This window comes from Arthrobacter sp. R1-13 (genome assembly GCF_054161475.1).
In genome coordinates this window covers 1,020,123-1,037,154 of record NZ_CP096420.1, presented here as the reverse complement: position 1 = coordinate 1,037,154, position 17,032 = coordinate 1,020,123, and the positions used below count along the sequence as shown (strand labels likewise).

At 62.6% G+C, this 17,032-nt stretch carries 20 protein-coding genes; 12 read left to right on the top strand and 8 right to left on the bottom strand.

Translation table 11 applies throughout. The annotated features are described in order from the left end of the window. Nucleotides 1-90: 90 nt before the first annotated feature. Nucleotides 91-480, bottom strand: coding sequence for a hypothetical protein (locus tag M1D88_RS04945; RefSeq protein ID WP_458113459.1), 390 nt, complete (start codon nucleotides 478-480; stop codon nucleotides 91-93). Between the two features lie 38 nt (nucleotides 481-518). Between M1D88_RS04945 and M1D88_RS04940 the strand changes: the two genes are divergently transcribed. Further along, on the top strand, nucleotides 519-722 hold the full coding sequence (locus M1D88_RS04940; RefSeq protein ID WP_458113458.1) for a hypothetical protein: 204 nt from the start codon (nucleotides 519-521) through the stop codon (nucleotides 720-722). Nucleotides 723-1,120: 398 nt separating this feature from the next. Here the strand turns inward: M1D88_RS04940 and M1D88_RS04935 are convergent, their stop codons facing one another. Together M1D88_RS04935 and M1D88_RS04930 are read right to left on the bottom strand one after the other, a co-directional pair. Beyond that, the gene (locus tag M1D88_RS04935; RefSeq protein WP_458113457.1) at nucleotides 1,121-2,071 is read right to left on the bottom strand and encodes a hypothetical protein; all 951 of its coding nucleotides are present in this window, start codon (nucleotides 2,069-2,071) and stop codon (nucleotides 1,121-1,123) included. Between the two features lie 209 nt (nucleotides 2,072-2,280). Then, complete coding sequence (locus tag M1D88_RS04930) at nucleotides 2,281-3,003, bottom strand: hypothetical protein (RefSeq protein ID WP_458113456.1); 723 nt, start codon at nucleotides 3,001-3,003, stop codon at nucleotides 2,281-2,283. A gap of 334 nt (nucleotides 3,004-3,337) precedes the next feature. Here M1D88_RS04930 and M1D88_RS04925 point away from each other — a divergent pair, with 334 nt between their 5' ends. Next, nucleotides 3,338-3,673: a type II toxin-antitoxin system RelE/ParE family toxin gene (locus tag M1D88_RS04925; RefSeq protein WP_458113455.1), complete on the top strand. Its 336-nt coding sequence runs from the start codon at nucleotides 3,338-3,340 to the stop codon at nucleotides 3,671-3,673. Beyond that, the gene (locus M1D88_RS04920) at nucleotides 3,654-4,739 is read left to right on the top strand and encodes a HigA family addiction module antitoxin (RefSeq protein WP_458113454.1); all 1,086 of its coding nucleotides are present in this window, start codon (nucleotides 3,654-3,656) and stop codon (nucleotides 4,737-4,739) included. The genes M1D88_RS04925 and M1D88_RS04920 overlap by 20 nt, the downstream gene beginning before the upstream one ends. Before the next feature lie 128 nt (nucleotides 4,740-4,867). On the opposite strand, the gene M1D88_RS04915 is transcribed toward M1D88_RS04920, so the two are convergent. Together M1D88_RS04915 and M1D88_RS04910 are read right to left on the bottom strand one after the other, a co-directional pair. Further along, nucleotides 4,868-5,227 carry a hypothetical protein gene (locus M1D88_RS04915; RefSeq protein ID WP_458114622.1) on the bottom strand — a complete coding sequence of 120 codons (360 nt, stop codon included), beginning with the start codon at nucleotides 5,225-5,227 and terminating at the stop codon, nucleotides 4,868-4,870. Then, nucleotides 5,182-5,448, bottom strand: a complete 267-nt coding sequence (locus tag M1D88_RS04910; RefSeq protein WP_458113453.1) for a hypothetical protein — start codon at nucleotides 5,446-5,448, stop codon at nucleotides 5,182-5,184. Before M1D88_RS04910 ends, M1D88_RS04915 begins: the two co-directional genes overlap by 46 nt. Nucleotides 5,449-5,758: 310 nt before the next feature. Here M1D88_RS04910 and M1D88_RS04905 point away from each other — a divergent pair, with 310 nt between their 5' ends. The 7 genes from M1D88_RS04905 to M1D88_RS04875 all read left to right on the top strand — a co-directional run bounded on the left by M1D88_RS04905 (nucleotide 5,759) and on the right by M1D88_RS04875 (nucleotide 10,546). Further along, the gene (locus M1D88_RS04905; protein ID WP_458113452.1) at nucleotides 5,759-6,220 is read left to right on the top strand and encodes a MarR family winged helix-turn-helix transcriptional regulator; all 462 of its coding nucleotides are present in this window, start codon (nucleotides 5,759-5,761) and stop codon (nucleotides 6,218-6,220) included. Beyond that, complete coding sequence (locus tag M1D88_RS04900) at nucleotides 6,217-7,476, top strand: MFS transporter (RefSeq protein WP_458113451.1); 1,260 nt, start codon at nucleotides 6,217-6,219, stop codon at nucleotides 7,474-7,476. The genes M1D88_RS04905 and M1D88_RS04900 overlap by 4 nt, the downstream gene beginning before the upstream one ends. 146 nt (nucleotides 7,477-7,622) lie before the next feature. Next, nucleotides 7,623-8,165: a hypothetical protein gene (locus M1D88_RS04895; RefSeq protein ID WP_458113450.1), complete on the top strand. Its 543-nt coding sequence runs from the start codon at nucleotides 7,623-7,625 to the stop codon at nucleotides 8,163-8,165. Further along, on the top strand, nucleotides 8,162-8,719 hold the full coding sequence (locus M1D88_RS04890; RefSeq protein WP_458113449.1) for a hypothetical protein: 558 nt from the start codon (nucleotides 8,162-8,164) through the stop codon (nucleotides 8,717-8,719). The genes M1D88_RS04895 and M1D88_RS04890 overlap by 4 nt, the downstream gene beginning before the upstream one ends. A gap of 81 nt (nucleotides 8,720-8,800) precedes the next feature. Next, a complete protein-coding gene (locus M1D88_RS04885) occupies nucleotides 8,801-9,115 on the top strand; it encodes a hypothetical protein (RefSeq protein WP_458113448.1) in 315 nt (104 codons plus the stop codon). A 275-nt stretch (nucleotides 9,116-9,390) separates the two neighbouring features. After that, nucleotides 9,391-9,918 carry an inner membrane protein YiaA gene (yiaA, locus tag M1D88_RS04880; protein WP_458113447.1) on the top strand — a complete coding sequence of 176 codons (528 nt, stop codon included), beginning with the start codon at nucleotides 9,391-9,393 and terminating at the stop codon, nucleotides 9,916-9,918. A gap of 145 nt (nucleotides 9,919-10,063) precedes the next feature. Then, on the top strand, nucleotides 10,064-10,546 hold the full coding sequence (locus tag M1D88_RS04875) for a hypothetical protein (protein WP_458113446.1): 483 nt from the start codon (nucleotides 10,064-10,066) through the stop codon (nucleotides 10,544-10,546). A 118-nt stretch (nucleotides 10,547-10,664) separates the two neighbouring features. On the opposite strand, the gene M1D88_RS04870 is transcribed toward M1D88_RS04875, so the two are convergent. Then, on the bottom strand, nucleotides 10,665-12,074 hold the full coding sequence (locus M1D88_RS04870) for an amino acid permease (RefSeq protein WP_458113445.1): 1,410 nt from the start codon (nucleotides 12,072-12,074) through the stop codon (nucleotides 10,665-10,667). 53 nt (nucleotides 12,075-12,127) lie between these two features. Next, entirely contained in the window at nucleotides 12,128-13,225 is a 1,098-nt protein-coding gene (gene hisC / locus M1D88_RS04865) for a histidinol-phosphate transaminase (RefSeq protein WP_458113444.1), read from the bottom strand. Between the two features lie 93 nt (nucleotides 13,226-13,318). Between hisC and M1D88_RS04860 the strand changes: the two genes are divergently transcribed. Together M1D88_RS04860 and M1D88_RS04855 are read left to right on the top strand one after the other, a co-directional pair. Beyond that, nucleotides 13,319-13,771 carry an Lrp/AsnC family transcriptional regulator gene (locus tag M1D88_RS04860; protein ID WP_458113443.1) on the top strand — a complete coding sequence of 151 codons (453 nt, stop codon included), beginning with the start codon at nucleotides 13,319-13,321 and terminating at the stop codon, nucleotides 13,769-13,771. Nucleotides 13,772-13,942: 171 nt separating this feature from the next. Next, a complete protein-coding gene (locus tag M1D88_RS04855) occupies nucleotides 13,943-15,616 on the top strand; it encodes a thiamine pyrophosphate-binding protein (protein WP_458113442.1) in 1,674 nt (557 codons plus the stop codon). On the opposite strand, the gene M1D88_RS04850 is transcribed toward M1D88_RS04855, so the two are convergent. Continuing rightward, entirely contained in the window at nucleotides 15,613-16,860 is a 1,248-nt protein-coding gene (locus M1D88_RS04850; protein WP_458113441.1) for an endonuclease/exonuclease/phosphatase family protein, read from the bottom strand. The two genes, M1D88_RS04855 and M1D88_RS04850, sit on opposite strands and share 4 nt — an antisense overlap. Nucleotides 16,861-17,032: the final 172 nt, after the last annotated feature.

Sequence of the window (17,032 nt, the reverse complement as noted above, 5' to 3'; positions counted from 1 at the left end):
ACGGGCCGCCTCGGCGGCGGACCGATCGATCACCTCGAAATTGGCCCGGATATCGGCACGCCTTATAACCGCGCGTGATCAGGGCCGGAATCACAACGCCCAGCACCCGCCAAGACACGCCCAGCGAAATGGCGTTGCTGTCCAGCTGGGAGAGCAGGTGGGCCCAGATGATCGCGCCGATCGCCGGGACACCGGGTTCAGCTGGTGTCCGGCCGGCGCTGGCCCACGTAGTGAAACACCACCAAGGCGTTCACCGCCGCCCACCGCATACAGCAGGCGGGAACGCTGGCCTGCTGCGAGGCCGGACGCGAGCTGCGCCACCACCAGGCCGGCGAGGAACACGCCCCGAACAGCTGCCCGCCGATCTGCAGGGCGATCGAGCTGGCCGCGGAGGCCGAGTCCTCGAACACGCCCGCCGGGGTGGACCAGCTGGGTCACGTAGGACACCACCACGAAGATGCCGCCGCCGATCAGGGCCACCAGCGTAATGGCGCGCGTGCACGGTCCGGCGCGGGTTGATGGTTTCCTCGGTGAGGGTGGTGACGGCGTCGAACCCCAGGAACGAGTACGCTGCAATGGCCGCACCGGCGGAGATGGTGATGTCGTTGAAGAACGGCTGCGCGCCTGCCAACCCCCGGGCGCCGTTGGCGGACACCACGCTGCCGATGGCCAGCGCCACGAAGAACATGAGGACCAGCAGCTGGAACGCAATCAGCACGTAGTTTGCCTTGTCCGCCACCCAGGATGTTCAGCAGCATGGTGATGAGGATGAAGCCCACGATCCAGACGCCGATGGGGATGCCGGGGAACTGGGGGCTCAGGGAGGAGCCGCCGATGAGCAAGACGACCATGGGCAGGAAGAGGTTATACAGCAGCACGCCGAGCCCGCCAGGAACCTCACCAGGAGTCGATGGGGCGGCGGACGTAGGTGTAGGCGGAGCCGGCATCTGCCCGGCCTGACAGAAGTGTTCAGCCGGTTCAGATAGGTAGGTGACGTGCCATGTCCGTGGGCGGCCGTGGGTGATTCCTCTACTGGCTGTGCGACGACCTGCAGAATTGAGCGGGAGCTACGCGGTCAACGTCGGAATGGGCTCTACTAGGCACTAGCCGTGCCGTTCGTTCACCAGATCGCCCTGAAAAGGCGTCGTAGTGAACCAGCACGAGCCGTTTGTGGCTGCCCGACTACGGCCTTGGCCGGTGCCGCGAGAACTTTGAGTTTACTTAGCATCAAGGCACACAATTCCTCGCGTCGCTTGAGGTCGCAGTATTTCCGGAGCCGTGCAGTTGATCTTGCCCAGATATTGAAGGTACTCAATATGATTCCCAGGCCAAGGAATGCCACGGCGAGGGACATCAGGCCAGGAGTGGCTGGCCGATGGTCCATCGCATGGATTGTAGTCATGTATGCCACGCTCAGGATGGCTGCCACTGCCGGCAATAGCAGCCAGAGGGTTCTCCAAGGGTGTCCCAGGATCATGGCTCGCACCATCCGCGGGCTTGTAAGCAGCGCCAGGCGCCTGAACGTCGTATCTCGATAGTTGCCCTTTAGGGTCAGTTCGATGGCGGCCTGAAAGCGCGGGTCGAGTGGACGCTTGGATGACATCATTGATCTGCCGCCATCGGTTGCCTTGAAGCCTTCCAGCCATCTGTTGTGAAGGGCGAGGGAATGCCTGCTCAAGGTCTCTTCTTCCTGCCAGGACTTTCGGAGATCGATCTGTAGGTCGTAAACGGTTGCGGGCGCTTCGCTTGCCACTTCCAGTCTGTAGGAGACGAGCGCAGCAATGGCTACAGCGATGAGGGACACCGCTGGTGAGTAAGTTGGAAACTCCGGCCAGACTTCTCTCCACATGTCTGGCTCCAGGAAAATGACGGCAGCTATGGTGGCTGCGCTCGAAGTGAGGACCACCTTCATGACGTTGTTGACATATTGTTTGCGGTGCTTGGCGGCTTGCCCAGTGCCTTGTTCCCGGAAAAAGGCTAGCTCGATCGCGCCGATGAGAACTGTTGGAACGGCAAGAAAACAGAGCAGCGCGAGCAGCAAAATCGGTATAACAAAGGGATTCTGATCCATAAGTCTTTTCCTTTAGACAGGTCGGCCCAGCCGGATGGAGATAGTGTTGAGCGCCGGCCTGCATACTCGATGGGGGTACTCCGCTTACAGCCGGGCTGCGCAGATTGTTTCATCGACTGCAACGGACCCCTTAGCGAAGCGAGCGCAAGCCGCCCCCAGCTGTGCTGGGGGCGGCTTTCCCAGTGCGGAACTGACCGCCTTCCTTCAGCCTAAGCGGGGTAGGCGTATGTGAAGGTGATTTTGGGGTCGGCTTGGAAGGCCCATCCGTAGGCCTTTTGAGCTCCTACGAGCACGGGGGCATCGCTGCCTGCGACCACATTTGCGGCCGGCTGGTTCGGCATCGCTTCGACGAGTGGGGTATCGATCGTCGCGTTGAAGTCCAACGGGAAGATGACGGTTGCCCCGAGCCGGACGTTGCCGACAGGAGCCAGACTGAGCTGAGGCGCGTACATGACGAAGCGGTACTTCCGAGGGTCCCCGCCGACAGGCAGGAGCACCTGGCTGGCATGGATCCTCAATACCTGCCGGCCCGCCGGGATCTTCAGGTCAGCGACCTTGTACTGGGCAGCGTGTGCCTCGAGCTGCTTCTTTTCATCAATTGCCGGATCCAGCGCGATCCCGGCTTTGGCCAGGATCGGACGGATAATTTCCGCGTCCTTCTTGGCGATGCGTTTGAACTTTGCCGGATTCTTGAAGTTCTCCTTGGTGCCGGAGACGACCCGGGCGATGGCAGAGGTCCCTGCTTCGATGTCGGCGGCGAGAACCAAGCGGTAGGTCGCTTCAGTGGGTGATTCGACGGTTGCCGTGATCGTCATGTTAGCCACATCGTAGGCCTCGGTATTGAACCCCTTGGTAGGGGCGATGGACTCGATGTCGATGTTGATGCCCTGGTTGTAAACCACCAGGTCAGTTGTGATGGGGATAGTAGTCATGGGTGTCCTCCTAAAGAACACTTGACCGAAGTAGGAGCGTCGCCTTGTGGCAACTGATGTCTCCGTTAGAATCGCTAGTACCACTAATCATGGAAACTTGCGGTTCTCACCTCGAGTTGCAAAGCGGGCCCGTTGGAGCGGGTCCGCTTTTTTGTGCCCCTGGCACACAATCAACGTACTCGAAGTATGACATCACCGCAACAGGGAAGATCTCGTGCGAGGTATTCAGCCTTACACTGAAGTATTTGAGCGAGATTGGGTGTATTCTGTTGTCATGCACTAGCAACGCCCTCCTGTAGGCTCTATTCACACCAAGGGTGAAGGCGGCTTACAGATGCAGGTTGATTACGAGGATGAGGACCTTGAACTCCTTACTTACGAGTCGACCCACATCACCACACGGTGGTCCACAAGTGTTACGAAGGCTTTTCGGCGCCGCATTCAGCAACTTGAAGCCGTTGTAAGTGAACAGAACCTTCTTGGGCTCAAGACCCTCCACTTTGAAAAGCTGAACGGCAGTCGCAAGGGCTTCTATTCCATACGGATTCAAATGCAGTACAGACTTATATTTAGGTTCGATCCCGGTGACCACCAACGATTGATCATCACCGGTACCGAACCCGTCCACGACCAGCAGAGGAGTGATACTCATGGCACGGCAGCTCGCTGAAGCGTTTCCTCCAGGAGAATTCCTCGCCGAGGAGCTCGAAACCCGCCATTGGTCGCAAAGCGACTTCGCTCAGATCCTTGGACGTCCGGCGCAGTTCGTTTCGGAAATCATCGCCGGGAAGAAAGAGATCACCAGAGAGTCAGCAGCGCAGATCGGCGCTGCTCTCGATACCCCTCCTCAGTACTGGTTGAACCTGCAGAATGCATACCTCTTATGGAGCCAAGCGCAGAACCTAGAGAACCGCAAAGAACTGGACGATGTTCGCCGACGTGCTCGAATGAACGACCTGGCCCCGGTCGCACTCTTGCGCAAACGCGACCTGATAACGGGTGACACGTTGGCCCAACAGGAAGCTCAGATCCTGGACCTGTTCCAAATTCGGAGCCTCGATGAAACTCCCAAGTTTCTAGCGGCAGCTCGTCGTTCAAACCGCAACGAAGAACCAACACCTACACAGAAGGCATGGTTGGCCTGCGCGCGCAAGAAAGCCCAGCGAGTAGAGACTGCCAAGTACAACAAAAACAATCTCTGGCAACTCGCCAGTGAGCTGTCCCGAATTGTCGCTGAACCTGAAGAGTTTAAAAGCCTACCTGAGCGGTTTGCCGCCGTCGGAGTACGCCTCGTCTACATTGAAGCCTTCCCGGGAAGCAAACTAAACGGAGCCTCATTCCTACTGGATGACGACCCTGCGCGGCCCGTCATTGCTCTGTCGGGCCGCGGCAAGCGCTTGGACGGCGTCCTATTCACGTTGCTGCACGAAGTGGCACATATAGTTCTCGGCCACGTATCCCCGGACCAGTTATTCATCGATGAAGGTGTGGGCCAGGCCGACGAGCCGCAGGAGCAAGAGGCCGATCGGCAGGCAGGGGAATGGCAAATCCCTGGCGGTCTTCCCAAGCCACCTAACGTCATACGAAAAGGCTGGATTCAGACTGTCGCCCAGCAGACCGGTGTGCATCCCGTAGTGATTCTCGGTCGCCTGCAGATCGACAAGCTCTTGGAATGGAGAACGGCTCTAGCCAAGGATGCCCCGACTGTCGATGCCTACTTAGAACGCTGGAACTAACTCGGTCAAGATATGAATGCAGGAGCGAGTCACCCTTAGCTTCACCCAAAAAGGCCGAAGGCGCGCCCGGCCAAAGCCGGACGCACCCCCGTACGCAAGCAACCGCGAAGTGGTTCACGACGCCTGATTCAGTCGATGAGCACTGGAGACATGGCGCTGTCCGGCGATCCGACAGCAGGCGGAACCTTGCCGGAACGGTGGTGGAGCCAGTTAGCAACGGCCAGAAGAGCCACGAGTCCGAAGGTGTTCAGGAGCTGGGGTCGGGAATCCTCGCCGATGAGGCCCACCGTGAAGATCGCCGCAAGGATGAGGAGACCGAAACCCGTGAGCCACCGGAAGACGGCCATCCGCAGGGGAAGGTCCGTCCCGTCACGGTCTGCGCGGAGGCGAAGGGCGAGCTGGGCCAGCAGCGCGGACGTCCACACCAGCAGACAGGTGGAGCTCACAATGTTGAGCAGGACCGGAAGGACCATCTCGGGGAAAGCCACTCCAGCACAACCGTGACAACGCCGAATAGACGCTGGCCAGGACCGCAACAACCGGAGCCAGGGCCTTGGACACGGAAGCGAGCAGGCGTGGCGCTTCGCCCCGCTCCGCTCCGCTCCGCGAGGGAGTATGCCATCCGGGAGGCACCGTAGACGTTGGGGTCGAGCGCCGAAAGCAGCGCTGCGACGGCTACCAGAGTGATGGCAGCCACTGCGCCAGGCATGCGGGTGGCCTCCAACACGGCGACAAACGGGCTCTTCAACCCTGCCGAACCCACGAGAACCACCGCAATCCCCCGGCAACCAGACCAAGTCCTGCCCCACCAAGGAACCACTCAGGGTAGTGGAGGAGGTCCTGGAGTGGGAAGCGCGCTTCCCGAGGTCCTCCAGCAATGCGGAGCTACCTTCAACCACCGCAGGGCGTCGATTCAATCGACTGAGCTGAGCAGTTGCACCCCTGCCTCACCAGGAGCATAATGGTTAGCGTAGCTAATTAGCAATGCTAAGCATGCAACCAGAAGGAGCAGCGGCATCATGAGCATCACCGAAACGTCGAACCTGGAGCCCAAAGACAGCATCAAGCCGGACAACCTGGCCATCGACCTTCGGACGGCCGTGATGCGCACCTCCCGCAGGCTCCGTGTCGAGGCGACGGGCGACGTCATCACACCCGGCCAATACACGGTCCTGGCCCAGCTGAACGCCAACGGCCCGCAAACCCTCCGCACCTTGGCGGACCGCGAGCACGTGCAGGCACCGTCCATGACCAGAATCGTCAACGCCCTCACCGAGCAGGGCTTTGTCACCCGGACACCTCACCCCGACGATGGCCGCCAGGTCCAGGTGGGAATCACCCACGCGGGAAAGGCGGTCTTGGAAGAGGCCCGCGAACAGCGGACAGCATGGCTTGCCCAACGAGTCGCCGGACTCAGCGACGAAGACCGCCAGATCCTCAGCCGCGCCGCCCACATCATGCAGGAGATGGCAGGCAAATGAGCGCCATGTTCAGGGCTCTGGAAAATCCCAACTACCGCATCTGGGCAAGCGGGGCACTGGTGTCCAACGTCGGCACCTGGATGCAGCGGGTGGCCCAGGACTGGCTGGTCCTGACGGTCCTCACCAACCACTCGGGCGTCGCCGTCGGCATCACCACGGGCCTTCAGTTCCTCCCCATGCTGCTGCTCGGACCGTACGGCGGCGTGCTGGCCGACCGCTACCGCAAGCGCACCATCCTGCTGTGGACCCAGCTGGCCATGGGCCTGTGCGGGCTGGCCATCGGTCTCCTGGTTGTCACCGGCACCGCCCAGCTGTGGCACGCCTACGTGGCCGCCCTCTGCCTCGGACTGGCCAGCGCCATCGACGCACCGGCACGCCAGTCCTTCGTCTCCGAACTTGTGGGGCAGGACAAAATAGCCAACGCGGTGGCCCTGAACTCAGCGTCCTTCAACACCGCAAGGCTCACCGGCCCCGCTATCGCTGGTGTCCTGATCGCGTGGGTCGGCACCGGCCCCGTGTTCCTCCTGAATGCGGCCAGCTTCGCCGCCGTCATCATCTCGCTGTTCCGCATCCGCACCTCCGAGCTGGCACCTTCCTCCCCCGCCGTCCGCGGCAAGCATCAGGTTGCCGAGGGCGTGGCCTATGTGCGCCGCCGCCCGGACCTGGTGCTGATCCTCGTCCTGGTAGGCCTCCTCGGAGCTTTCGGCATGAACTTCCCCATTACCAATGCACTGATGTCCACCACGGAGTTTGGAGTCGGGGCGGGCGAGTTCGGGCTTCTGGGGTCCATCATGGCCGTCGGAACACTGGCCGGTGCGCTGTTCGCAGCCCGCAGGGCGGGGCCGCGGCTGCGGTTCCTGCTCGGCGGGGCGCTGGGGCTGGGGTTCTTCACGCTGGTAGCAAGCGTCTCGCCGTCGTTCTGGCTCTATGCGGTCATCCTGATCCCTGTGGGCCTGGCGTCCATCACCTTCCTGAACAGCTGCAACACCAGCATCCAGCTTTCGGTGGAGCCGCAGTTCCGGGGACGCGTGCTGGCCCTGTACCTGGCCGTGCTTCAGGGCGGGACTGCCCTGGGGGCTCCCCTGATGGGATGGATCGGCACCGAATTCGGCGCCCGCTGGTCCGTGGCCGCCGGCGGCATCATCGTCCTGCTGGCCGGGCTGGCTGCCGTGATCGTGGTCAGCCGGAGGAACCGGCTGACCTTCCGGGAGGCGCTTCGGGTCGCGTTCAGCAGGAACAGACAGCCCGCCGTTTAGGGACCCGACGACGGCGACCCGCCAGCTGGGCGCGTAGCTCCGAGGGGTGGCAATGGCCCCCTCCCGGGCGGAAAATTGGAATCCAAGGCTGGAGCGAAAGAGGCGGCTGGAAAGGAACCATCGCAGTTCCCCGTGGGAAGGGCGGAATGGACAATTACGAGGGGTTCATCGAGCGGCTCGACTCTGCCACCGCCAATCTCGAGAGGCGGAGGGACCTGCTGGATAGGTCCCTGGACGTCGTGCAGGTGCTGTTCAAGCAAAACATTACCGGCCTTCAGCTGTGGAGCCAGCGAAGAGGGCGTGTCAGCGATTTGCTGGACAGTTACAGCGGGCAACCAGCCGGATACCGCGCCCTCAGCGAACTGAACGATGCCGCCGTCAAGATGGAGACCCTGTTCCGGAACCGGACGCGACGGATCGATGAGCACATCGCGGTCATGAGTGAACGCTCCAACGTCATCGATAAGTCGCTTGCCGAATTGGAAAAAAGCAGGGGGAAGCTCCACTCTTCCCGGATCGTGTCGCAGGACAGGGAAAATCTCAACAGGGCAATCGCGGAGCTCTCCGGCACCGCTGACAGGGCCATTAGCGCCGTGCCCGACGCCGGCCTGCGGGATGCTCTTCAAGAAGCGCGCCAGGCCATCATTCTGGCCGAGGCACTATTGGAAGTTAAAGGAATCCAGCCATGACGCTTTCAACACCCGAGCGGAGAGTTCTCGCCGACTTCACGTCCCAACAGTGGAGCGGGAGGCCAGGCCAGGAGGCTTTCAGCCGATTCATCGGAAACGGCCTGATGGGCCTGGTTGTGTGCCTGCTCCTGATGATCCCTGTTCCGTTCCTCAGGAACCCCGGAGCCCTGATCCTGTTTACCGTCCTATTTGCAGCCTTGTTCACCACCGTGACGGTCAGAACCAAATTCTCCAATGAAAACCAATTCCTCCAGGAACTGACGGCCGACGTGAACGAGACCATCCTCCAACTCACCGGCAACCCAAAGGACCAGCTGTCAGTCGAAGACTTTCAGGAGCTGATCGAGACAGGGAACAAAGTCCCGCTGACCATCAACGGGCTCTCGGGAATTGACCTCCGTGTTATCCAGAAACGCACGGAACAGGCCCGGGATCCTGCTGCAAGGAGGAATGCACCTGTCACCACAACAACCCGTGTGGTCCTGACCGTCACGCCTCCCGATTACGGGATTGAGAGCTTCGACCGTTTACTGGCCGCTGCCACAGATACGTGAGCAGTTGATGTGAGCGGGCCTGTCGCCGGCATCGTGGTCAGCCGGAGGAACCGCAGCCGCCGGGCTTGGGATAATGGATTCATGACCCATCAGGATCAGGACCGGGACCCCTGGGAGGAATTCGACCGGCTTAAGCCCGCCGCCCCGGACCGCGTCACAGGCTACCCAGGCGGAGAGCCGCTGGGCTTTGGCTTCCGGACCGGCGTACGCAGCGCACGGGTGGCCTTGGCGTTCGCCGTTTATGCCCTGGCTCTCGGCACCGCACTGGTCCTCACCGGCGTCGTTGTTTTCATTAGCCAGGGCCAGTGGCTGCTGCTCGGACTGATGGTGCTAATCGAGGCCGTCTTCATCTTTGGTTTCATCCGGCTCGTGCACCAGGCCCGGAACCGGCGCTGACCAAGTAGCCATTGTGCCTGCAGGGCGATCCCAGCCATGATTCCCCCTGCGCGCCAAAGGCCCCCCGCTGATGTTGAACGGTCCACCGATAGTTGGACCGGCTAAACAGGATCCTAAGCCGCGAGGGCCGGCGTCCGGGATTACCGCGTCGACACCGCCGCGATTGCAGGCGTTCCCCTAGTATTAGTCAAACGAATTGAAAAATGTTCATTGATTCGGACTGTTGAATACACACCGATAGACATCTCCGCTCAACCCAATCAAAGGAAAATTACATGGCTGAGTCTAAACTTGTTCCGCAGAAGCCCACTGGAGCATTCATCGGCGCTAGCTGGATTGCGTTGCTGATCGGTGTGTCGTCCTATCTCATCGGTCTTTGGAACGCAACGAGCATGGAGCTTAACGAGAAGGGATACTACTTCACGATCCTGCTCTTCGGACTGTTCGCGGTAATCTCGCTTCAAAAGACAATTCGAGATCGCACTGAGGATATCCCGGTCACGAATATCTATTACGGCGTGGCATGGTTCTCCGTTATTACGTCACTTTCGCTACTGGTAATCGGTCTTTGGAACGCCGATATGCTTCTGTCTGAGAAGGGCTTCTACGGTCTGGCTATGCTGATGTCTCTCTTCGGAGCTATCACCGTTCAGAAGAATGTGCGAGACATGGCAGTGTTTGCCGAGGTCGAGAAAACCGAGAACCCAAAGCGAAAGCTCCTCTCGGGTCAGGACAGTCCTGCCGCAACGCCTGGGTCTACCAGTCGGCCTAACTCGAATCTGACCCCCGGTCGACCAGAATGAGTTGAGAGCCTTCATACACTTAGGCGCTCCGGTTCCGGGGCGAAGAGCAGCCCGTCTACCGGAAGGTTGATGGCTGTACTCCCTGTTCTCATGAGCGTCGGTTCTGAAACAGCACCGATGGCACCATCCGGATTAGAGGTCGACAATGTGGAAGTCGACGCCTTACATTGCTTCACTCACCCTGGCCGTTGGCCTTTGCAGCTGCACGTATGACTACCCCGACCCTGAGGAAACTTCAAGGGCGGCTGGATCATCAGCTACACAGACCACCGCACCGGTCGGTACAGGATCGTCACCCATTGCAGGCCCCGAGCCCACGCCCTTCACCATGGATCCCGGATATGTCCCCGGCATGTGGGGCGACCTAGCCGGCGACGGCGGAGTCAGGGTTCTGGAAGAACGCGGCCTCACGTACCGCGTGGTTGAGTATCTGGGCCCGGGCAGCGGCTATGGCAACGGCAGGGATGTGGACCTCAGTACAGGGCTTCAAGGGTGGGTCATCCTGTATACAATTCCCGGATCCGGAAGGAACGTTGACGTAAAAGCCGGTGAACCGGTCCAGATTCTCGTCATGCGGTCAACACCACCCCCGGCCGAAACGCCTCTCGCAACGCCATCGCAGCAATAGAGTCCCGCCGCCAGCCGAACGAGACCACTGCCCGGCATGCGCGGTGAAGGGCGCGCCCGACCAAAGCCGAACGCGCCCTCCAAGCACGCAACCCGCGAAGCGGTCTACAGCACCAGACTCAGTCGACGAGCACCTTGTCACGCTCCGGCGATTCGACAGCGGGCGGAACCTTGCCGGAACGGTGATGGAGCCAGTTCGCCACCGCCAGAAGCGCTACGAGTCCGAAAGTGCTCAGGAGCTGGGGACGGGAATCCTCGCCGATGAAGCCCACCGTGAAGATCGCCGCGAGGATGAGCAGACCGAAACCCGTGAGCCACGGGAAGCCGGCCATCCTCAAGGGAAGCTCCGTCCCGTCGCGGTCGGCCCGGAGCCGCAGCGCGAGCTGGGCCAGAAGCGCGGACGTCCACACCAGCAGGCAGGTGGAACCCACGATATTGAGCAGGACGGGAAGGACCATCTCCGGGAAAGCCAACTCCAGCACAACCGTGACAACACCGAAGGAGACGCTGGCCAGGACTGCGGCAACCGGAACCCGGGCCTTCGACACCAAAGCGAGCAGGCGTGGCGCTTCCCCCCGATCAGCAAGGGAGTACGCCATCCTGGAGGCACCGTAGAGGTTGGCATTGAGCGCGGAGAGCAGTGCTGCGACGGCCACCAGGGTGATGGCCGCTGCTGCCCCGGGCATGCCCGCGGCCTCCAACACGGCGGCAAACGGGCTCTTCAGCCCCGCTGACCCCACGGGAACCACCGCCGCGATAATGAAGATCGCACCAATGTAGAAGACCAGGATGCGCCACAGCACTGTCTGGACTGCTTTCCGCACGCTGCGGGCCGGCTCCGCGGTCTCAGCTGCTGCCACGGAAACGATCTCGGTGCCGCCGAACGCGAAAGCCACCACGAACAGTGCCGTGGCGATCCCGGCAAAACCGTTGGGAGCGAATCCGTCTCCCATGAAGTTGGCGAGGCCCGGCGACTGAACGCCCGGCAGCCAGCCGAAGAGCAGGGCAGCGCCGACGAAGAGGAACGCGACGATCGCCGCCACCTTGAGCAGGGCGAACCAGAACTCGAACTCGCCGAAGTTCTTCACACTGGTGAGGTTCACTGCGGTGAGCACCACGATGAACATGAAGGCCATAAGCCACACCGGCAGGCCCCGGAAGATGGTGGACAGCAGCCCTGCCGCGCCGAGCGCTTCCGCGGCGATGACCACCACCAGCTGCAGCCACCAGAGCCACCCCACCGTGGCACCGGCCACCGGCCCGTAGGCCTTGGCGGTATAGACGGAGAAGGCACCGCTGTCCGGATTGGCCGCGGCCATCTCGCCGAGAGCCCACATCACCAGGATGATGAGGGTGCCTGCAACGAGGTAGGAGATCAGCACCGCGGGGCCGGCAGCCTGGATACCGGCGCCGGAGCCGATGAAGAGGCCCGCGCCGATGGCGCTTCCGAGCCCCATCATGGTGAGCTGGCGCGGTTTGAGTGCGGCGCCGAGTGCACGGCGGCCAGACGTCATTGTCTGTTGTTCCATGGGGATTCCTCTGGTTGTTGGTGGAACCGATTAGGTTTCAGGTCAGTTGTTTGTCAGGGCGTGTGGGCTTCCAGGAGCCGGAGCACACGGTCATTGGATGCGGGGCCGGCAACGGTGATCCGCACGCCGTCGCCCTGGTACGCCCGGACCAGGATGCCTGCGCGGTCAAACGCTTCCAGAAGCCTCGCCTGGACGCGGTCATCCGCACGGATCCACAGGAAGTTTCCTTGGCTCGCGTGCAGCTTCCAGCCCTGGGCTTCCAGTTGGGCGGTCATCCGTGCGCGCTCCTGCTTGACGACGGCGACCCGGGCTTCCATCTCCTCCCCAGCGTCCAGCGATGCAATGGCTGCCTTCTGGGCCAGCGCGCTCACCGCGAAGGGAAGGGCGGTCCGGCGCAGTCCCTCAGCGATGGCCGGCGCGGCCACGGCGTATCCCACGCGCAGGCCAGCCAGTCCGTAGGCCTTTGAGAAGGTGCGCAGGATGGCGGCGTTCGGGTACCGGCGGTAGAGCGCCAGGGAATCGGGGCCGCTGCCCGCTTCGGCGTATTCCACATAGGCCTCGTCGATCACCACGAGGATGTCGGAGCGGACGGATTGCAGGAAAGCCTCGATACGTTCATGGCTGATCGGGACGCCGGTGGGGTTGTTGGGGGTGCAGAGCAGGATCACTTTCGTGCGGGCAGTGACGGCCGCGGCCATCGCATCGAGATCGTGGCCCTCAACGCCGTCCAGCGGAATACGGACCGGCCGGGCGCCTGCAAGCTCAATCAGGATGGGATACGCCTCGAATGAACGCCAGGCGAAGATCACCTCATCCCCGGCATCACAAAGCCCGGTGACCATCTGCTGGAGGACTCCGACGCTGCCGGGTCCCACCGCGATCTCTTCGGCTGTGACGCCGAGGTGGCTGGCTATCCGTTCGCGGAGTTCGACGGCGGCCATGTCGGGGTAGCGGTTCATCGTCCCCGCCGCTGCGGCCACCGCAGCGGCGGCAGCGGGAAGTGGTTCGTAGTGGCTTTCGTTGCTGGCGAGGGCTGCGGTGTCCGGGCCGGCGCTGCGCCGGCCCGGGACGTAGGGCGGGAGCCCGGCGACGGCGTCGCGAAGGGTGGGAAGCGCGGTATCCGGTGCGGCCAGGAGCTGATCACGGGTCATGAAGATCGATCATGGGAGTGACCTGCCCCACATTGCAAGATACGCTCTACACATTGGGACTTCTGCTCAACTTCTACTTTCTATGGTGAAAATATGACCACCCCGAACCCCCGCACGCTGGATTCTCTCGATGGCAGGATCATCCTGGCCCTCGACAAGGATCCCGAAGCCAGCGCGTTGGCACTCTCCCGGACGCTCGGCGTCGCACGGAACACTGTCCACGCCCGGCTGGCAAGACTGGAGCGCAGCGGCGCACTCCGCACCTTCAGCCGCAGGCTCGATCCAGCCGCTCTTGGATATGACCTGATGGCCTTCCTCTCACTGTCCATAAGCCAGACCCGGACAGGCTCGGTGGAAGACGGGCTCGCCGCCATCCCGGAGGTCATCGAGGTCCACGCCACCACCGGGGACGCGGACCTCATGGCCAAGGTAGTGGCACAGGGCACCGCCGATCTCTACCGCATCACCAACCAGATCCTGGAAATCGACGGGATTGAACGGACCAGCACGGCCATTTCCATCCTGGAACTGATGCCGCCCCGCTAGGACGGCCTCCTGAGCCGGCTCTCGAAGCAGGAATCCAAGCCTTCCGACTAGGGGCTGGTGATGCACGCCACAGATGGGCATATTTTCACTCATTCCGGTACTCTTCTGCCAATTGTCCCAATGAGAATACAGTCTCTTGCCTATCCGTGAAGCAGGCCACAAGATTCCTGCATGACTTCACTTACCGTCTCCGGCCGCGTGGCGCAGGTTCTCAGCAGCTATCTCAGCGACGTGTTCGGCGTCATGGGCAACGGAAACGTCTACTTCCTGGACGCCGCCGAAAAGCTGGGCCTCCGCTTTTCCGCCGTCCGCCATGAAGGCGCCGCCATCGCCGCGGCCGACGCTTACTACCGGGCGTCAGGTCGTCTCGCCGCAGGCACTACCACCTACGGCCCCGGCTTCACCAATGCCCTCACCGCCCTCGCCGAGGCGGTCCAGGCGCAAATCCCCGTCGTGCTTGTTACCGGGGATGCGCCGAGCAGTGGCGCCCGGCCCTGGGACGTGGACCAGACGGCCATCGCCGGGGGCCTCGGAGCGGCCACCTTCACGGTCACCCGCGAAGCCGCGGGCTCCATCACCCAGCAGGCGGTGGAGTACGCGCTCACCAAGCGCACCGCCGTCGTGATTGCCATCCCCTACGACCTCGTGGCACTCGAGGCTGCGGACGAAGAGCTTCCGGCACCGCTGGCACCGGCGGTGAGTGACGACGTCGACGGCGGCCTCGTGCAGGTAGCCCGCCTGCTCGCCGGGGCGAAGCGGCCGTTGATCCTCGCCGGCCGCGGTGCCCATCTCGCCGGAGCCGGCCCGGAGCTCGGGGAGCTCGCCGACCGTCTGGGGGCACTGACCGCCGGAACCGCCCTGGCGCTCAACCTCCTGCAGGGCGAGGGATACCTCGGCGTCGCTGGAGGCTTCGGCACGGATACCGCTGCCGGGCTCATGGGTGAGGCCGATGTGGTGCTGGTGGCCGGGGCGAGCCTGAGTCAATTCACCATGCGGTTCGGGCATCTCGTTGGCCCGGACAGCACTGTCATCCAGATCGATACCGCCCTGCAGCCGACGCACCCCCGGGTGGATACCTTCGTCCGTGCGGATGCCAAGTCTGCTGCGGGACACATCCTCCGGCTGCTGGATGGCACGGCCCCGCCGAACGCCGGCCGCGCAGAAGCCTGGCGTGCGGAAGCCCGCAGACGCCTGGCCGAAGGACCTTCCCATCATCCAGGCTCCGCCCAGACCCCTGACGGTCGGCTGGACCCACGATCCCTTGCCACGGCACTGGATGCGATCCTTCCGGAGCGCCGCACGGTGGTCCAGGACGGCGGGCACTTCCTCGGCTGGGCACCCATGTACTGGAACATCCCGCGGCCCCAGGACCTGGTCATGGTGGGGACCGCCTACCAGACCATCGGGCTCGGCCTTGCCAGCGCCGTCGGGGCAGCCCGCGCACTCGAGGACGGCCGCACACTGGTGCTGGCCTCCGGCGACGGCGGTTTCCTGATGGGCCTGTCCGACCTCGAATCACTCATTGGAGCGGCGAGCAGCGCCGTCGTCGTGATCTACAACGATGCCGCCTACGGAGCCGAAATCCACCAGTACGGCTCCCAAGGCCTGACCGAAAAACCCATGCTGATCCCGGAGGTGGATTTCAGCGGCATTGCCCGTGCGCTCGGTGCCGAGTCGGCGATCGTCCGCTCGCTGGCGGACCTTACCGCGCTTCAGGACTGGATCGACGACGGCGCCAAGGGAACCTTCGTGGCCGACTGCCGGATCACCGCGAGCGTGCGGGCCCCGTGGCTGAGCGAGTGGATGGAGGCCTCGCAGGCGGCGAAGGCGGCGGTGGCCGGCTAGTTGCGCAACTGCAAGTCCACCCACACGAGACGGTGATCGCTACTCGGGAAGGGATAGACGCCGGTCAGCTGTGAGAGAGCGTCTGCCTGGGTCGGCCAGAAAACACCGGATCCGAGCACCGGGGTCCTGCGTGAGGGCAAGACGTAGTCAGCCCGCAGGTTTCCCGGCGCGGTGTCGGCGAAGTCAGCGGTGTCATAGCGAGGGTCACCTTTATGGGCGGCGTTGGCTCCGCCCTGCAGGGCCGCCGCCTCTCTGGCACCATCAGACGCTGGCTGAGGGTCGACGATCTGCTTGGAATCGAGGAGTTGGTTGATCGCGGCATCTACGGAGTCGCCGTCGAACGGGTCCGCGTTCTGGTCACCGACGATGACGAACGGTTCGGACGGCAGGAGCCCGCGCTTTTTACCCGCATCGTCCACGATGTACGACGAGTTGCTTGGGGTGACGTAGTCAGCCCAGAACCGGATCTCATCATGGTTGCGGCGACCGTTCCGGTCCTCAGCACCGTCAAAGGTTGGCGGTGTCGGGTGGGAGGCGAGCACGTGCACCGTTTCGCGACCAGCCTTCACCGGAACATCCCAATGCGACTTGCTCGACAGGCGTACCACCTCGAGTTCCTCCGGGGAAAACCAGTCGGCCGGTTCGGGCGTCGCCGCGTTGTCCGGCAAAAGCGCCCCTGGCATGTCCTTCCACAAGAAGTTCTGGAACGTCCTCACGTTCTCCGTGTCGATGGGGTACTTCGACAGGATGGCCATGCCGTATTGACCCTCGAATGCACCGAACCCAAAGGCGTCGTCTCCGCCACCGACCTGACCGTTGTTGTTGAGATCGAACCCGCTGGGGATCCCAGTGTTCGACGACGCTACGTAGGCGTACGGGTAGTTGACCGGATTAGCCCCGCCCTGCCCGATCCCCAGGTAGTTGTCGCGGAACAGATCGGCGGCCCGCATCCCGGGGACGTAGTCGAACTCATTCAGCAGGATGACGTCGGGGTTCGCACGCTGGATGACCTCGGCAACGGTGCGCGCCTGCTGGTCGTCCGGAGTGCTCAGATCGGCCTCGAGTTCGCCGGGGCTGGCCCGGTTGAGCGACAGGTTGTACGTGGCAACCCGCAGATCCACCGTGTGGTCCTTTTTGGGCTCGGCTTTGGCATCGGCGGCGGCCGGAGCCCCGCCGAAACCAACGGCGAGGCCGCCGAGAACAGCAGCGGTGACGGCAGCGGTGAATGGGCGTCTCGTGGACATGGGACTCCTTGGCAGCGAAAGTGTGGCGGTAGGAACGACGGTGCGTTCAACGTATGCCTCCGAGGTGACCACGAGAAATACCTCAGGCGAACGGAAATGGCATGGAGCTGATGCTCCGGCAGCCGTTGACGCAAGCCGGCGCCATAGGAACTCACAGGTCCGCGGCCTAACA

What these genes read in the sequence shown, in the direction of transcription:
- M1D88_RS04940 (WP_458113458.1), top strand. Translation starts at nt 519, where the DNA reads ATGGTTTCCTCGGTGAGGGTGGTGACGGCGTCGAACCCCAGGAACGAG.
- M1D88_RS04935 (WP_458113457.1), bottom strand. Translation starts at nt 2,071, where the DNA reads ATGGATCAGAATCCCTTTGTTATACCGATTTTGCTGCTCGCGCTGCTC.
- M1D88_RS04930 (WP_458113456.1), bottom strand. Translation starts at nt 3,003, where the DNA reads ATGACTACTATCCCCATCACAACTGACCTGGTGGTTTACAACCAGGGC.
- M1D88_RS04925 (WP_458113455.1), top strand. Translation starts at nt 3,338, where the DNA reads ATGCAGGTTGATTACGAGGATGAGGACCTTGAACTCCTTACTTACGAG.
- M1D88_RS04920 (WP_458113454.1), top strand. Translation starts at nt 3,654, where the DNA reads ATGGCACGGCAGCTCGCTGAAGCGTTTCCTCCAGGAGAATTCCTCGCC.
- M1D88_RS04910 (WP_458113453.1), bottom strand. Translation starts at nt 5,448, where the DNA reads ATGCCTGGCGCAGTGGCTGCCATCACTCTGGTAGCCGTCGCAGCGCTG.
- M1D88_RS04905 (WP_458113452.1), top strand. Translation starts at nt 5,759, where the DNA reads ATGAGCATCACCGAAACGTCGAACCTGGAGCCCAAAGACAGCATCAAG.
- M1D88_RS04900 (WP_458113451.1), top strand. Translation starts at nt 6,217, where the DNA reads ATGAGCGCCATGTTCAGGGCTCTGGAAAATCCCAACTACCGCATCTGG.
- M1D88_RS04895 (WP_458113450.1), top strand. Translation starts at nt 7,623, where the DNA reads ATGGACAATTACGAGGGGTTCATCGAGCGGCTCGACTCTGCCACCGCC.
- M1D88_RS04890 (WP_458113449.1), top strand. Translation starts at nt 8,162, where the DNA reads ATGACGCTTTCAACACCCGAGCGGAGAGTTCTCGCCGACTTCACGTCC.
- M1D88_RS04885 (WP_458113448.1), top strand. Translation starts at nt 8,801, where the DNA reads ATGACCCATCAGGATCAGGACCGGGACCCCTGGGAGGAATTCGACCGG.
- yiaA (WP_458113447.1), top strand. Translation starts at nt 9,391, where the DNA reads ATGGCTGAGTCTAAACTTGTTCCGCAGAAGCCCACTGGAGCATTCATC.
- M1D88_RS04875 (WP_458113446.1), top strand. Translation starts at nt 10,064, where the DNA reads ATGTGGAAGTCGACGCCTTACATTGCTTCACTCACCCTGGCCGTTGGC.
- M1D88_RS04870 (WP_458113445.1), bottom strand. Translation starts at nt 12,074, where the DNA reads ATGGAACAACAGACAATGACGTCTGGCCGCCGTGCACTCGGCGCCGCA.
- hisC (WP_458113444.1), bottom strand. Translation starts at nt 13,225, where the DNA reads ATGACCCGTGATCAGCTCCTGGCCGCACCGGATACCGCGCTTCCCACC.
- M1D88_RS04860 (WP_458113443.1), top strand. Translation starts at nt 13,319, where the DNA reads ATGACCACCCCGAACCCCCGCACGCTGGATTCTCTCGATGGCAGGATC.
- M1D88_RS04855 (WP_458113442.1), top strand. Translation starts at nt 13,943, where the DNA reads ATGACTTCACTTACCGTCTCCGGCCGCGTGGCGCAGGTTCTCAGCAGC.
- M1D88_RS04850 (WP_458113441.1), bottom strand. Translation starts at nt 16,860, where the DNA reads ATGTCCACGAGACGCCCATTCACCGCTGCCGTCACCGCTGCTGTTCTC.